Below are 14,326 nucleotides of genomic sequence, written 5' to 3'. Positions count from 1 at the left end.
ACGCACTTCGGAGTTTAAAAGAAAAGTGGAGGGAACCTACCATGTTGAAAAGGAAAAAAACCGCGGCAGCTTCGCTTGCACTCGCCGCATCGATGCTGCTCGCCGCTTGCGGCGCAAGCTCCGGAAACGAAACAAACGCAGGCGCGTCAAACGCTTCTCCGTCCGAATCCGCCGCGTCTTCCGCCCCGGCATCCTCGGCGGCGCAGGAGCCCGTCACGATCGAATTCTGGTACGGGCTCGGCGGCAAGCTGGGCGAAAATATGAAGACGCTGATCGACAAGTTCAACGCCTCGCAGCAGGAAGTGATCGTCAAGCCGGTCGTGCAGGCGGATTACTCGGAAACGGAGCAAAAGCTGCAGGCGGCAATCGCCGCCGGCAGCGTTCCGGCGGCCGTGCTGTCCTCGAATGTAGACTGGGCCCGGAAAGGCTATTACGCCCCGCTTGACGACCTGCTGGCGTCGCTGCCCGACTTCGACAAGGACGACGTCATTCCGACGTTCCTCGAGCAAGGACAGGTGGACGGCAAGCAGTATTTCCTGCCGATGTATGGCACGACGCAGGTGATGTATTACCGCAAGGACGCGTTCGAGAAGCACGGCATCAAGGCCGAGGAGCTGACCACGTGGGAAAAGCTCGCCGAAGCGGCCGCGACGATGACCGTCAAGGAAGGCGGCAAAACGACGTTCTACGGCTGGGAGCCGATGTGGGGCGCCGGCAATATGATCGATGCCGTCTTGAGCAAAGGCGGCAGCATCCTGAGCGAGGACGGCAAAACGGTGCTGATCGACTCGCCGGAATGGGTGGAGACGTGGGAGCTGTTCCGCAAGTGGATTCATGACGAGCAGATCATGCGGATTCATTCGGGCGGCCAAGGCTGGGAGTATTGGTACAAAACGATCGACGACGTCATGAAAGGCCAAGCGGCCGGCTACACCGGATCGAGCGGCGACCAGGGCGATCTCGATTTCAACATCGTCGCCGCGATGGAGCAGCCCGGCTGGGAGGGCGCAGGCGCAGGCAAGCCGGTGGCGGAGGCCATCATGGCGGGCATCCCGGCCAAAGCGAGCCCCGAGCAGCAGCAGGCCGCCATCAAGTGGTTCGACTTTTTCATGAACGCGGAAAACACCGCCTTCTGGTCGATGAACACCGGATACATCGCCGTGAGGCAATCCGCGCTGGACGATCCCGCGTTCGTCGAATTCAGCGAAACGAACCCGCAAATCAAGGTTCCGCTCCAGCAAGCCACCCACGCGTCGAAGCCGTTCCAGGATCCGACCGGCGGGAAGATCTCGGACGCGCTGAAGATCGCGGCGGACAAAGTGCAAATCGGCAATACGCCGGCGGCCGAAGCGCTCAAGGAAGCGAAGGAAACGGCCCAGCGCGAGCTGGACAGGCTGAACAAGTAGGTGAATTCCGATGCCGTTATTGATCGCGGCGGGGACCGCTTATCGGGCGGACGCGATATTGTTCGATAAAGACGGCACGCTGCTGGACTTTATGTACACTTGGGGGAACTGGAGCGAGTGTTTGCTCGCTTCGTTCTCCGCTTTTTTGAAGGAGCGGGGACTGCCGCCGATCGGCGCGGACATGTCCGCGCTGTGGGGGACGCGCTCCGGCCCGGACGGCGAGGTATCCGGTTACGACCGGAACGGGCCGCTCGCGATGGGAACGATCGACGAGCTGCTCTCGATCCTGGCGTGGCACGGCTACCGCTCGGGGCTGTCTTGGGCCGAGGCGAAGACGGCCGCGCAGCAGGGCAGGCAGCTGGCGGACGAGCGGCTTCGGCTCGACCGGAGGGTGCGGCCGCTGCCGGGGGCGGTTTCGTTTCTGGAGCGGTGCCGGAGCGCGGGATTCAAGCTCGCCGTCGTGACCGCGGACGAAACGGCCGAGGCCGAACGGCACCTCGAGTGGCTCGGGGTGCGGCCGCTGTTCGGCGCTTGCGTCGGCACGGATCTCGTGCGGCGTGGCAAGCCGTTTCCCGACATGGCGGAGCTGGCTTGCCGCCGCCTGTCCGTCGATCCTGCGCGGGCAGTCGTCATCGGCGACACGAACGGCGACATGCGCATGGCCAAAGCGGCAGGCGCCGCCGCGGCCATCGGCATCGCTGCCGGGGCCGCCGGCATCGCGGCTGGCACCGCGGAGTCGCATTCGGCCGCTGCCGGAACGGTCCCGGCGACGCGCTTGGCCGATGCCGACGCGGTCGTCGCGTCCTACGGCGAACTTTCCGTGCAGCCGGAGCCGGAGCCGGACGAGGGATGAAAGGCGGTAATGCGATGGGTTGGCTGTTTTTGAGTCTGGCGATCGTGCTGGAGCTGTCCGGCACGATCTCCATGAAGTTATCGGAAAGCTTTACGAGGCTTATGCCGTCGCTCATGATGTTCGGCCTTTACGGGGCGAGCTTCACCTGCTTGAATTTCGCGCTTCGCTATATCGATGTCGGCACCGCCTATGCCGTCTGGTCGGGGGTCGGCATCGTCCTGATCGCGCTGGCGGGGCATTTCTGGTTCAAGGAACGGCTGCCGATGGCTTCGGTGATCTGGATCGCGGTCATCGTCGTCGGCGTCATCGGACTGAACATGAGCGGCGGCAAAGGGCACTAGAACGGTCGCCGCACGGTGACTCCGGAAAATCGCGATCGTTCACGGCTTCGAGAACCCGGGCTGCAAGGCTCGTCAAACAAGGAGGAAAATCATGAGCGCAAACGGGGATCGTCCCGAAAAACGGCCGCCGAAGCGGGCGCAAGAGGAAGGGGTGCCGCTGCTGTCCTTTCAGGTCATCACCGACACCCATGTCACTTCCGATCCGGATCACGTATACAATCGCAACCTGGAACGCGCGCTGCGGGACATTGCGGACAACGCGCCGGCAAGCCGCGGCATTATGCACGCGGGAGACGTGACCGACCACGGCTTTCCGGACGAATACGCGGAGTTCCGGCGAATTCGGGAAGACTTCAAGGGGCGGCTGCCGGAAATCCGGTTCACGATGGGCAACCACGACGTCGGGTCCGGCGTTTGGGAGGAACGGCTGGCCCGCTATTTGGAAGCGGCGGGGACGAGCTCCGCTTATCACGATGCCTGGATCGGCGGCTATCATTTTATTTTTCTCGGTACGGAGGAAGCGGACGATCTGTTCTGCAGCTTGTCGGCAAGACAGCTCGATTGGCTGGACGCCAAGCTTGGCGAGGACGCTTCGCCGGATAAGCCGGCATTCGTATTTCTGCATCAGCCGTTGAAAAACACGGTCGCGGGTTCGGCGGAAGCGCAGGGCTGGTACGGCGTCATGCAGGACGAGGAGCTCAAAGCCGTTCTGTCCCGGCACCGGCAGGCGATCCTGTTTACGGGGCATACGCACTGGGAGCTGGGAGCGGCGAACACGTTCCGGGCAGCGGACGAGCGGCTGCCGGCGATGCTCAATGCCGCATCCGTCGCGTATTTATGGACGGACGACGACGAGCGCAAGGAAGGCAGCCAGGGCTATTATGTGGACGTTTATCCGGGCTCCGTGCTCGTCAGAGGCCGGGATTTCGCCTCGGGAACTTGGGTGGAAGGCGCAACGTTCCGGATCGAATACCCGGTCGAATAGAAGGAATCGGCCCGCCGCGCAGGCGGGCCTTTCGCTTTCGTCCGATCGCCGCTTAACCGTCCGAGGGCAGGGAAAGCCGCTTTTTCCGCCCTTTCAAGGCCCGCCCTGCTTGCGGTAATCGCGCGGAGAGACGCCGGTCAGCTTTTTGAATGCTTTGTTGAAATGGGTCAAGGCAGCGATATCGGATACGTCGGATGAAGAGAGAGGAAAGGAAGCCGCGGCGGGCGGCTCCCTTTTCCCCGGGCGCACGTTCGGATACACTGGAGTTGCAGGCCAAGAACGAGCGAAAGGAATTTGGAGCATGGTCGATTTCGAATGGTACAGGAGCTTTGCCGCGATCTACAAGCACAACTCGGTATCCGAGGCGGCCAAAGCCCGCATGATGACGCAGCCGGCCATGAGCCAGCACCTTGCTGCCCTCGAAGCGGAAGCGGGAGAGCCTTTGTTTGCGAGAACGGGAAGAAAAATCGTCCCGACCGAGAGGGGAAAGATGCTGTATTCGCAGGTGGCTCCATTGGTCGAGGGGCTGGAAGAAACGGCGATGAGCTTCCGGAAAGCCGCCTCCCCGCTGCTGAAAACGGTCAGAATCGGAGCGGCGCACGAATTTTTCCGCGAGGCGATTCTTCCGCGAATAACGGAGTTTCGGGCGAATACCGTTTGCAGTCTCGGAACGGCCGAGCACCTGCTCGAACTTTTGCGGGAAGACAAAACGGATCTGATCGTCACCTCGAAAAAAATTCCGGTACCCGGAATCGAATATGAGAAGCTGCGGGAAGAACGGTTCGTCGTGATCGCCCCGAACGGGATCGAAGCGCCGGACGAGGTCGGCCCGAAGGGAAGGGAGCGGTGGCTTGCGAGGCAGGACTGGCTCAGCTACGGGCTGGAATTGCCGATTATCCGGCGATTTTGGAGGGAGCATTTCCGGAAACGGCCGCAAATCCGCCCGATCCACGTCATTCCCGATTTGCGCATGCTGCTGGAAGCGGTGGAGGCGGGAGCGGGACTGACGCTGATGCCGACCTATTTGCTGGAGGCGTCGCCGAGCGGGAAGGTCCGGGCGATTTACGAGGATATGAGCGTGCGGAACGAGCTGTTTTTCGCCTATCAGAGCAAAAACAAAAACATGCCCGAAATCAGGGACGCGATGGAGATCATTCGCGAGCGGCGCTCGGAGGGGCGGGACTGACGGATCGAACCTGTCGCCTATCGCTGCGCATCCAACGTCGGGGCCGAGTCTGAGGATACGGAGGTCCGAATACGGCATGTTTTATCTATAAAAAAATTTATGGAATTTGTACAAATTCATAATTTGTTTTATTCGACTCCCGATCTTACAATTACGGTGAACGAACGAAATCGGGAGGGGAAAACATGACGAAAAAAGTGCTGATTGTCGTGACGAATCATTCGGAAATCCATGAGGGAAGGACGACGGGCATCTGGCTGTCCGAATTCGGAGAAGCTTACGTCGAATTCGTTCGCCGGGGGTACGAGGTGACGGTAGCCGGACCTCTCGGAGGAGCGGTTCCGGTCGATCCGGGCAGCATCGGCCCGGACACGCCTCAGGAGATTGCGGATACGAGACGTCTCTTGGAAAACGTATCTAGGCTGGACGAGGTGTCGTCCGAAGGCTTTGACGCGATTTTTTTGCCGGGCGGGCACGGGACGATGTACGACTTGCCGGGCAATGCGAAGTTGGGGCAGCTGCTGCGCGAATTTTACGAAGGGGGGCGCGTCGTGGCCGCCGTTTGCCACGGGCCGGCGGGCCTTGTCGGCGCAACGCTTTCGGACGGCCAGCCGCTCGTCGCCGGCAGGCGGGTCAGCGCTTTTACCAACGGCGAAGAGGCGGAAACCGGGTTGGACCGCCATCTTCCGTTCCTGCTCGAAAGCAGGCTGCGCGAGCTGGGAGCGATTTTCGTCGCGGCTCCGAATTGGTCCGCCCATTCCGTGACGGACGGCAATCTGATTACCGGACAAAATCCCCAATCGACGCTGGCCGTCGCGAAAGCCGTCATCGACAAGCTCGGCTGACGCCGCGCCATGGCGCCTTCCCGTACCGGGAGGGCGTTTTTTTATAACGTCGCCGGGTCTTCTGTCGCTGTCGGGCATCGATTCCCCCTCCAATCCTCCTTCCTCGCAACCCTCCGCCAGCCGTTCGACCTTCCAGTTTCACGCGCTCGCCACAACTCCAATGTCATACAACCTGACAAAAACCAAAAAAAGGGGTTGACGACCGCAAATAAACTGACATATAATCCGATTAAACACACGGAAATCCAATTCGTGTAATTAAACTTAACGCAAAAACGCCTATATGTTCCTCCGTTCCGCGGGGGAAGCCAATGCCGTCTAGGGTTCCGTTAAGCGGCGAGCGCTTGCAGACATGCAAGTTTCCGCCCCGTTTAAGCTGGTCCGAGAGACGGCGTATGAACGGCCCGAGCCGTTCATATACACGGAGGGATAAAAGCCCGGGAGATTTCGATCTCCTTGGGCTTTTTTATATTATCTGAAAAGGAAGTGGGTTATGAAAAGGAATCTCAACAAAGCCGCCGCCGCAGGGCTGGCCGCGCTCCTGCTCGCTTTGGCGCTTATCGCCGGCTGCGGGGGAGCGGGCGGCAATTCGCAAGGGTCGTCGTCCTCGGAAGAGCCGATCAAGCTGGCGCTCAGTCCGTGGCCGGGCTGGTTTTTCTGGTATGTCGTCGAGGAAAAGGGCTTTTTCGAAAAACAGGGCGTCAACGTCGAACTGACCTGGTTCCCGGTGTACAGCGACTCGCTGCAGGCGCTCGCGACCGGACAGGTCGACGCCAACAGCCAGACGCTGAGCGACACGCTGGCTCCCGCCTCCAGGGACATCGGGCTCAAGGCGGTGCTCGTCAACGACAACTCGAACGGCGGGGACGCGATCGTCGCCAAGCCGGAAATCGCCGGCATCCCCGATTTGAAGGGCAAAACGGTCGCCACCGAGCTCGGCACCGTCGACCATTTGCTGCTGCTTACCGCCCTCGCGGAAAACGGGATGTCGGAGCAGGACATCAACTACGTCAACATGACGGTCAACGACGCCGGCCCGGCCTTCATCAGCGGCAAGACCGACGCGTCCGTCCTGTGGGAGCCGTTTCAGACGCAGGCGGTCAAAGAGGGAAAAGGCAAAATTTTGTTCTCCTCGAAGGACACGCCGGGACTGATTCCGGACTTGCTCGTGTTCAAGGAATCCGTCGTAGAGAAACGCCCGGACGACGTGCAGAAGGTCGTCGCCGCCTGGTTCGACGCCGTCGCCTGGTACGCGGACAACGAGCAGGAAGGGCTGGAAATCATGGCCAAGCATGCCGAAACGACGGTGGAAGATTACAAGCTCGGCATGGACAGCATCAAGCTGTTTTCGCTGGAGGACAACGCAAAGGCGTTTACCGAAGGAGAAACGTACGAATCGCTCCAATACACGGGCCAAAAAACGGCCGAATTCCTTAAAAATCTGGATATGCTGAGCGCGGTGCCGGACCTTTCCGAGGTGCTGGAGCCGAAATTCATCAAGCAGCTGGCGGGAGAGTGAGCTTAAGATGGCGCAAGCGAGAGGCGAGGCCGGAAAACGATACAAGCTGCAGATCTTCAAGGACATCAGCCCTTCGCTGTTTGCCGGTCTGGCCGTTGCCGCTTTCGTCGGCATCGTCGGCGTCTGGTCGCTGCTCAGCTACGCGAAGCTGGTCAATCCGGTCTTTCTGCCGCAGCCGCACCGGGTGCTGGTCGAGTTTTTCCGGCTGCTGGGGACGGAGGAATATTGGTCGCACATCGGAATGAGCGTCTTTCGGGTCGGCGCGGGTTTTCTCCTCGCCTGTTTCCTCGGCATTCCGATCGGCATCTTCGCGGGCACGTTCCGCGCCGGAGCGGCGCTGATCGAGCCGCCGATGGAATTTATCCGCTACATGCCGGCCGTGGCGTTCATTCCGCTCGTCATGGTGTGGGCCGGCATCGGCGAATGGGCGAAAATATTGCTCATCTTCATCGGCTGCTTTTTCCAATTGGTGCTAATGGTGGCGGACGTGACGCGCCGGGTATCGGCCGATCTGCTGCAAGCCTCGTTCACGCTCGGCGCCAGCCGCTGGCAAGCGGTCGACACGGTGCTGCTGCCGGCGATTCGCCCGGAGCTGATGACGACGCTGCGCATCATTTTGGGCTGGGCGTGGACGTACCTGGTCGTCGCCGAGCTCGTGGCGGTCAACAGCGGTCTCGGCTATGCGATCATGAAGGCGCAGCGCTTTCTCAACACGGAGCAGATTTTCGTCGGCATCATCGTCATCGGGCTGCTGGGCCTTGTCAGCGACCGGATTTTCGCGCTGCTGCAGAAGCGGTTATTTCCCTGGGTATAAAGGAGGGCGGAAACATGCAGGCAACCGCGCGACAAGACGACGAACGCAACCAGATTGTGGCCGCCGCGGTGGGGAAGGTGTACAAAACCCGCAAATCGACGTTCGAGGCGCTGCGGGACATCCATCTGACCATCGGCAAAAACGAGTTTCTGACCTTGCTCGGTCCTTCCGGCTGCGGCAAGTCTACACTGCTGCGGATTTTGGCCGGGCTTGAGGAGCCGACGAGCGGGGAATTGCTGCTGGAAGGGCGGCCGATTGTCGGCGCCGGCGCGGACCGGGGCATGGTGTTCCAGGGCTATACGCTGTTTCCCTGGCTGACCGTGCGGCAAAACATCGAGTACGGCCCGAAGCTCGGCGGGGTTCCGCTGCTCGAACGGAGGCGAATCTCGGACTATTATTTGAAGATGATCCGCCTGGAGCCGTTCGCGAACGCCTTTCCGAAGGAGCTGTCCGGCGGCATGAAGCAGCGCGTCGCCATTGCGCGGGCGCTGGCCAACAAGCCGAAGGTGCTGTTGATGGACGAACCGTTCGGGGCGCTCGACGCGCAGACGAAGCTGGAGATGCAGGAGCTGCTGCTCGAAGTGTGGGCAAAGGAAAAGACGACCGTCGTGTTCATAACGCACGACATCGAGGAAGCGGTGTTTCTGTCGCAGCGCGTTTGCGTCATGGCGGCAAGTCCGGGGCGCATCGTCAGCGAGCATCCGGTCGAGCTTCCGGCCGAGAGGACGGAAGAGACGAGGGCGCTGCCCGGCTTTATCGAACTGAAGCGCCGCTTGTCGGCCTTGCTGAAGCATTGACAACCGCATAAGGTTCCGGAACCCGCGCCGATTCCGAAGGGATGGGAGCGCGCCGGGCGAAGAACCGCAAAAACCTGTCTAGGGTTCCGCCGGGAAGCTTGCTGCTTCGCGGGCCTGGTCCAAGAGACGGGGGCGTCGGACGCGCTGGCCGTTTCAAGGCCTCGGCAGACGCTGACACGGAAGGATAAAAGCCTGGGAGACTCTATTTCCCGGGCTTTCATTATTCAAGGGGGTTAGGCGAATGAGTTCGATCGTATGGAGTTTGGAGCTTGCGCCCGGGGCGAAATGGTCCGGCGCGATCGCCCGCGGGCGTCTTGTCCGCTTTACCGCGCTTGAGGCGGGCGCGAACGTGTCGATGCTGCTTTACAATGCCGACGACAAGACGGAGCGGTACAACATGCCGGATACGTTGAAGGCGCAATATACGTCCCATTTGACGAAAGGACACGTACTGATGTCGGACAACGGCCGCGTGCTCGCCAGCATCGTGGAGGACGGTCTCGGCTGGCACGATACGATCGGCGGCTGCACGACGCGGGAAGCGACTGCGGCCAAGTACGGGACCACCTCGTTTCAGCGGGAGAGGAACGACTGGCTGCGCAACGGGCGCGACAATCTGGCCGGGGAGCTCGTGCGATGCGGGCTTGGCCTGCGCGATTTGGGCCCGGTCGTCAATCTTTTCTCCAAAGTGTACTGCGACGAGGACGGAAACACAATTTTCGTGCCGGGCCATTGTCCGGCGGGGGCATCCGTGACGCTGCGGCTGGAAATGAACGCGCTGCTCGTACTGTCGAATACGCCGCATCCGCTCGATCCGGCGACGGCATATCCGTCGTCTCCCGTGGCGATCGAGGTGCTGCCGGCGGACCCCGTCGATCCCGCGACCGACCCGTGCGTCCTTCGCCGTCCGGAGAACAGGCGGGCTTTTGAAAACACCTGGAGCTATTTTGCGCTGCTCGGCCAATAACGAAATCACGATTCGATAAGACAAGGGGGAAGCGCCGATGACGGTTTTTATCCATAAGGAAAGCGAACGAAGGCCGGACGAAGCATCGTACGACCACATCATTCCGGCGGGGGAAGGCTGGATGCGGGATTTGCGGCCCGGGCAGGTGCTGCGGATCGTCGATCTGGAGGGCAACCAGGCGGCGGACACGCTGTTTTACGATGCCGAAAATCCCGAGGATCACTACAGTGCCGTGCAAACGATCGCCGGCCAGCAAAACATTTACTTGACCACGGGCTCGGTGCTCCGCGCGGAATCCGGCAAGCCGCTGCTCACGATCGTGGCCGACACGTGCGGGCGGCACGACACGCTTGGCGGCGCTTGCTCCGCGCAGAGCAACACGGTGCGTTACGCGCACGAAACGCTGCCCATGCACAACTGCCGGGACACGTTCATGCTCCAGCTCGCAAAGCGCGGCGACGGCTACACGAAGCGGGACCTGGCGCCCAATATCAACTTTTTCATGAACGTTCCGGTGACGCCGGAGGGCGGGCTGACGTTTGCGGACGGCGTGTCTGCGCCGGGACGCTACGTCGAAATGCGGGCGGAAACGTCCGTGACCGCGCTGATCAGCAATTGTCCGCAGCTCAACAATCCGTGCAACGCCTACAATCCGACGCCGGTGCGCGTGCTGATCTGGGAGTCGTAAGAGAAAAAAGGTTTTCAGCGGGGAGGATCGCAACATGTTCAGCAAAGTGTTGATTGCCAACCGGGGAGCGATCGCCTTTCGGATCGCGCGCACGCTGCGCCGGATGGGCATCCGCTCGGTGGCGGTATATACGAAGGCCGACCAGGACAGCTTGCATGTCGATCATGCGGACGAAGCGGTGCTGATCGGCGTAGGAACGGCAAAAGACAGCTACCTGAACGCCGACGCGATTTTGCGGGCGGCGCGCGAAACGGGAGCGGAGGCAATTCATCCGGGATACGGGTTCCTGAGCGAAAACGCCGGGTTTGCAAGACGCTGCCGGGAGAGCGGCATCGTTTTCATCGGTCCGGAGCCGGAGCAGATGGAGCGATTCGGCCTGAAGCATGAAGCGCGGACGATCGCCGAGCGGGCGGGCGTGCCGCTGCTGCCGGGAACGGAGCTGATCGGGCGGATCGAGGACGCGGTTTTGGCGGCGGATCGGATCGGATATCCGGTCATGCTGAAAAGCACGGCCGGCGGCGGCGGCATCGGCATGCGGGCGTGCGGCGGCGAAGCCGAGCTTCGCGCGGCGTTTGACGCCGTAGGCCGGCTGGCCGAGGCGAGCTTCGGAGACGGCGGCGTGTTTCTCGAAAAATACGTTGCCAAAGCGCGCCATGTCGAGGTGCAAATTTTCGGCAACCGGTTCGGGGAAGTCGTGGCGCTCGGCGAGCGGGATTGCTCGATCCAGCGGCGCAACCAGAAGGTGATCGAGGAGACGCCGGCGCCGAACCTTCCTTCCGCGGTGCGCGCCGAGCTGCATGCCGCCGCCGTGCGCCTGGCCGCCGAGGCCGGATACCGCAGCGCGGGGACGGTGGAGTTTTTGTACGATCCGCAGACGCACGGCTTTTATTTTCTAGAGGTTAACACGAGATTGCAGGTCGAGCACGGCGTCACCGAAGAGGTGTTCGGCATCGATCTCGTGGAATGGATGGTTCGCGAGGCGGCAGACGAATGGAAAGAGCTCGGCGAAAGGGTTCCCGAGCCGAAGGGCCACAGCATCCAGGCGCGCATCTATGCGGAGGATTGCCTGCAGGGCTTCCGTCCGAGCGCGGGGCAGCTCGACCGGGCGGTGCTTCCGGACGGCGTCCGGGTCGAATCCTGGGTACGCGACGGGATGACCGTCACGACGCTGTACGATCCGATGCTGGCCAAGGTGATCGCGCGCGCCGATACGAGGGAGGAAGCGATCGGCAAGCTGGTGCGGGCGCTTGAGGAGACCCGGTTCTACGGCATTACGACTAATTTGCAGTACGTTCGGTCGCTGCTGCAGGAAGAAGATTGCGCGAGCGGCCTTGTCCACACGCGGATGCTCGACGGCTTCCAGCCGGCGGAGCGGGCGATCGAGGTGCTGGACGGCGGGCTGCAGACGACCGTGCAGGACTGGCCGGGCCGCGCCGGATACTGGAACGTCGGCGTTCCGCCTTGCGGCCCGATGGACCCGCTGTCGCACCGCATCGGCAACCGGCTGCTCGGCAACGCCGAGGACGCGCCGGGCTTGGAGCTGACGCTGCGGGGAGGCGCGTACCGCTTTCGCGGCGACATGCGGTTTTGCCTGACCGGCGCCGACATGAAGGCGGAGCTGGACGGCGAGCCGGTCGCGCCGTATCGGCCGACGCTCGCGAAGCGGGGGCAGACGCTGCGGCTGGCCGAAGCGGAAGCGGGCATGCGCGCCTATCTGCTCGTGCAGGGCGGATTCGACGTGCCGCGCGTGCTCGGCAGCGCCTCGACGTTTACGCTCGGCGGCTTCGGCGGCCACGGCGGGCGAGCGTTGCGCGCCGGCGACGTTATCGGCGTCCGCGGCGGAGAAAGCGCGCTGCCGGGGGCGGCGCCGGACAGGGAGTCGGCCTCGGCGTGGGCGACGGAAGCGGGCCGGACATCGGCGGCGGGAACGGCCCGGACGCCGATTGCGTCTGCGGCTGCGGAGGCGAATCCGGCAACGGCCGCGACGGCGGCCGCGGTATCGGCTCCGGACGCGGCTGCGGTCCCGGAACCGGACATGGAGCTGGATCCGGCGTACCGGCCGGCTATCTCCCGTTCGTGGACGATCGGGGCGATCCCCGGCCCGCATTGCACGGAGGAGTTTTTGCGGCCGGAGTATTTGCGAAGCTTGACGGAAACGGAATGGGAGGTGCATTTCAATTCCTCCCGCACCGGCGTCAGGCTGATCGGACCGGCGCCATCCTGGGCCCGGGAGGACGGCGGCGACGCCGGGCTGCATCCGTCGAACATTCACGATAACGCCTACGCGGTCGGGGCCCTGGATTTGACCGGCGACATGCCGATTTTGCTCGGACCGGACGGGCCGAGCCTGGGCGGCTTCGTCTGTCCGGTCACGGTGCCGTCGGCCGAACTGTGGAAGCTGGGGCAGCTTCACCCCGGCGACAGAATCCGGTTCCGGCTCGTCACGCTGGAGGAGGCCGACCTACTGCGCGCGGCGCAGGAGCGAATGCTGGAGGCGATCGGAGCCGATGCAGAGGGCGGGGCGTCCGTACCGGCAGGCGCCGCGTTCGGCGGCTCGAAGAGGCTGCCGGCGGAGTCGGCGGCCCCGGTCCGGAGAGGGCCGGCCGCTTCGGACGTGACGGAATCCCCCGCCGCGCAGCGCGAGTGGCAGACCGATTATCCGGTGCTCGCCCGGGAACGGGAAGGCCGCCGGTTTCCGATAACGGTCCGCATCAGCGGAGACCGGAACCTGCTCGTCGAATACGGCCCGATGGAGCTCGACTTGCGGCTTCGCTTTCAGGTTCATGCGTTGATGGAAGCCGTGCGGTCGGCGGCCGATTTTCCCGTCCGCGATCTGACGCCGGGCATCCGTTCGCTGCAAATCCAGCTCGATCCGGAATGCATTTCGCTGCGGGAAGCGTGCGAGCGCGTCATGGAGCTCGACCGCGCGCTGCCGCCGCTCGAATCGTTGAAGGTGCCTTCCCGCATCGTCCGGCTGCCGCTGTCGTGGGACGATCCTTCGACCCGGCTTGCCATCGAGCGGTACCAGCAAAACGTCCGCCCGGACGCCCCGTGGTGCCCGAGCAATCTGGAGTTCATCCGCCGCATCAACGGGCTCGAATCGATCGACGAGGTGCAGCGGATCGTTTTTGACGCGAATTATCTTGTACTCGGTCTTGGCGACGTTTATCTGGGAGCTCCCGTCGCGACGCCGGTCGATCCCCGGCACCGGCTGGTGACGACCAAATACAATCCGGCCCGCACGTGGACGCCGGAAAACGCGGTCGGCATCGGCGGAGCCTACCTTTGCGTATACGGCATGGAAGGGCCCGGGGGCTACCAGTTCGTCGGGCGCACGGTGCAAATGTGGAACCGGCTGCGCTCCACCGGCAGCTTTCCGGAAGGAAAGCCGTGGCTGCTGCGGTTTTTCGATCAGATTCGTTTTTATCCGGTCGCGGCGGACGAATTGCTTCGTCTGCGCGAAGATTTTCTGCGCGGCCGGTTCGAGGTCGAGGTCGAGGAGACGACTTTCGATCTCGGCGAGTATTTGCGGTTCCTCGACTCGATCGAGGCGTCCGCCCGCGAGTTCCGCAGCCGGCAGCAGGCGGCGTTTCAGGCGGAGCGGGAAGACTGGAAGCGGCGCGGGCTCGCCGAATACGCGAGCGAGCAGGATGGCGGCAAGCCGCTGAACGAGGAGGAGCTGCCCGCCGGAGTTGCCGCCGTGCGCAGTCCGCTCCCGGGCAGCGTCTGGAAGGTGAACGTGGAGCCGGGAGGGCTCGTGGGCAAAGGCGACAAGATCGCCGTCGTCGAGAGCATGAAGATGGAGTTCGAGATCGAAGCGCCCGAAGCCGGCCGGGTATCGTCGGTCCATGTCGCCCCCGGCGACGGCGTGCAGGCGGGGCAGCTCATGATCGGCATCGCGCCGGCGAAATAAGGAGGGGAAATT

At 62.8% G+C, this 14,326-nt stretch carries 12 protein-coding genes and 2 riboswitches; all 12 genes read left to right on the top strand.

The features are described 5' to 3' along the window. The first annotated feature begins 41 nt into the window (after positions 1 to 41). The 12 genes from B7E11_RS12535 to uca all read left to right on the top strand — a co-directional run bounded on the left by B7E11_RS12535 (position 42) and on the right by uca (position 14,314). On the top strand, positions 42 to 1,406 hold the full coding sequence (locus B7E11_RS12535) for an ABC transporter substrate-binding protein (RefSeq protein WP_080834802.1): 1,365 nt from the start codon (positions 42 to 44) through the stop codon (positions 1,404 to 1,406). Positions 1,407 to 1,416: 10 nt separating this feature from the next. After that, the gene (locus B7E11_RS12530; protein WP_080834800.1) at positions 1,417 to 2,259 is read left to right on the top strand and encodes an HAD family hydrolase; all 843 of its coding nucleotides are present in this window, start codon (positions 1,417 to 1,419) and stop codon (positions 2,257 to 2,259) included. A gap of 14 nt (positions 2,260 to 2,273) precedes the next feature. After that, positions 2,274 to 2,600, top strand: coding sequence for a DMT family transporter (locus B7E11_RS12525; RefSeq protein ID WP_205430432.1), 327 nt, complete (start codon positions 2,274 to 2,276; stop codon positions 2,598 to 2,600). A 91-nt stretch (positions 2,601 to 2,691) separates the two neighbouring features. Continuing rightward, positions 2,692 to 3,585, top strand: coding sequence for a metallophosphoesterase family protein (locus B7E11_RS12520; protein ID WP_080834797.1), 894 nt, complete (start codon positions 2,692 to 2,694; stop codon positions 3,583 to 3,585). Between the two features lie 301 nt (positions 3,586 to 3,886). After that, positions 3,887 to 4,771, top strand: coding sequence for a LysR family transcriptional regulator (locus B7E11_RS12515; protein WP_080835534.1), 885 nt, complete (start codon positions 3,887 to 3,889; stop codon positions 4,769 to 4,771). Between the two features lie 185 nt (positions 4,772 to 4,956). Continuing rightward, the gene (locus tag B7E11_RS12510) at positions 4,957 to 5,616 is read left to right on the top strand and encodes a type 1 glutamine amidotransferase domain-containing protein (RefSeq protein WP_080834795.1); all 660 of its coding nucleotides are present in this window, start codon (positions 4,957 to 4,959) and stop codon (positions 5,614 to 5,616) included. A gap of 307 nt (positions 5,617 to 5,923) precedes the next feature. Beyond that, a riboswitch (guanidine-I (ykkC/yxkD leader) is annotated at positions 5,924 to 6,062 on the top strand. Between the two features lie 47 nt (positions 6,063 to 6,109). Beyond that, positions 6,110 to 7,135, top strand: coding sequence for an ABC transporter substrate-binding protein (locus B7E11_RS12505; RefSeq protein ID WP_080834794.1), 1,026 nt, complete (start codon positions 6,110 to 6,112; stop codon positions 7,133 to 7,135). Between the two features lie 7 nt (positions 7,136 to 7,142). Further along, on the top strand, positions 7,143 to 7,949 hold the full coding sequence (locus B7E11_RS12500) for an ABC transporter permease (RefSeq protein ID WP_080834792.1): 807 nt from the start codon (positions 7,143 to 7,145) through the stop codon (positions 7,947 to 7,949). A gap of 14 nt (positions 7,950 to 7,963) precedes the next feature. Then, positions 7,964 to 8,746, top strand: coding sequence for an ABC transporter ATP-binding protein (locus B7E11_RS12495; protein WP_080834790.1), 783 nt, complete (start codon positions 7,964 to 7,966; stop codon positions 8,744 to 8,746). Between the two features lie 67 nt (positions 8,747 to 8,813). Further along, a riboswitch (guanidine-I (ykkC/yxkD leader) is annotated at positions 8,814 to 8,947 on the top strand. Between the two features lie 40 nt (positions 8,948 to 8,987). After that, positions 8,988 to 9,713 (top strand): urea amidolyase associated protein UAAP1, encoded by a 726-nt coding sequence (locus tag B7E11_RS12490; RefSeq protein ID WP_080834788.1) that lies wholly within the window; start codon positions 8,988 to 8,990, stop codon positions 9,711 to 9,713. Between the two features lie 37 nt (positions 9,714 to 9,750). Beyond that, entirely contained in the window at positions 9,751 to 10,401 is a 651-nt protein-coding gene (locus B7E11_RS12485) for an urea amidolyase associated protein UAAP2 (RefSeq protein WP_080834787.1), read from the top strand. 34 nt (positions 10,402 to 10,435) lie between these two features. Next, positions 10,436 to 14,314: an urea carboxylase gene (gene uca, locus B7E11_RS12480; RefSeq protein ID WP_080834786.1), complete on the top strand. Its 3,879-nt coding sequence runs from the start codon at positions 10,436 to 10,438 to the stop codon at positions 14,312 to 14,314. Positions 14,315 to 14,326 lie beyond the last annotated feature (12 nt).

Source organism: Cohnella massiliensis (genome assembly GCF_900169535.1).
GTDB classification, from domain to species: domain Bacteria; phylum Bacillota; class Bacilli; order Paenibacillales; family Paenibacillaceae; genus Cohnella; species Cohnella algarum.
Note: the sequence above shows the minus strand (reverse complement) of the source record. Positions and strands in the feature narration are given on the sequence as shown.

Bases quoted from the DNA above. Each gene is read 5' to 3' on its own strand.
- B7E11_RS12535 (WP_080834802.1), top strand. From the start codon at position 42: ATGTTGAAAAGGAAAAAAACCGCGGCAGCTTCGCTTGCACTCGCCGCA.
- B7E11_RS12530 (WP_080834800.1), top strand. From the start codon at position 1,417: ATGCCGTTATTGATCGCGGCGGGGACCGCTTATCGGGCGGACGCGATA.
- B7E11_RS12525 (WP_205430432.1), top strand. From the start codon at position 2,274: ATGGGTTGGCTGTTTTTGAGTCTGGCGATCGTGCTGGAGCTGTCCGGC.
- B7E11_RS12520 (WP_080834797.1), top strand. From the start codon at position 2,692: ATGAGCGCAAACGGGGATCGTCCCGAAAAACGGCCGCCGAAGCGGGCG.
- B7E11_RS12515 (WP_080835534.1), top strand. From the start codon at position 3,887: ATGGTCGATTTCGAATGGTACAGGAGCTTTGCCGCGATCTACAAGCAC.
- B7E11_RS12510 (WP_080834795.1), top strand. From the start codon at position 4,957: ATGACGAAAAAAGTGCTGATTGTCGTGACGAATCATTCGGAAATCCAT.
- B7E11_RS12505 (WP_080834794.1), top strand. From the start codon at position 6,110: ATGAAAAGGAATCTCAACAAAGCCGCCGCCGCAGGGCTGGCCGCGCTC.
- B7E11_RS12500 (WP_080834792.1), top strand. From the start codon at position 7,143: ATGGCGCAAGCGAGAGGCGAGGCCGGAAAACGATACAAGCTGCAGATC.
- B7E11_RS12495 (WP_080834790.1), top strand. From the start codon at position 7,964: ATGCAGGCAACCGCGCGACAAGACGACGAACGCAACCAGATTGTGGCC.
- B7E11_RS12490 (WP_080834788.1), top strand. From the start codon at position 8,988: ATGAGTTCGATCGTATGGAGTTTGGAGCTTGCGCCCGGGGCGAAATGG.
- B7E11_RS12485 (WP_080834787.1), top strand. From the start codon at position 9,751: ATGACGGTTTTTATCCATAAGGAAAGCGAACGAAGGCCGGACGAAGCA.
- uca (WP_080834786.1), top strand. From the start codon at position 10,436: ATGTTCAGCAAAGTGTTGATTGCCAACCGGGGAGCGATCGCCTTTCGG.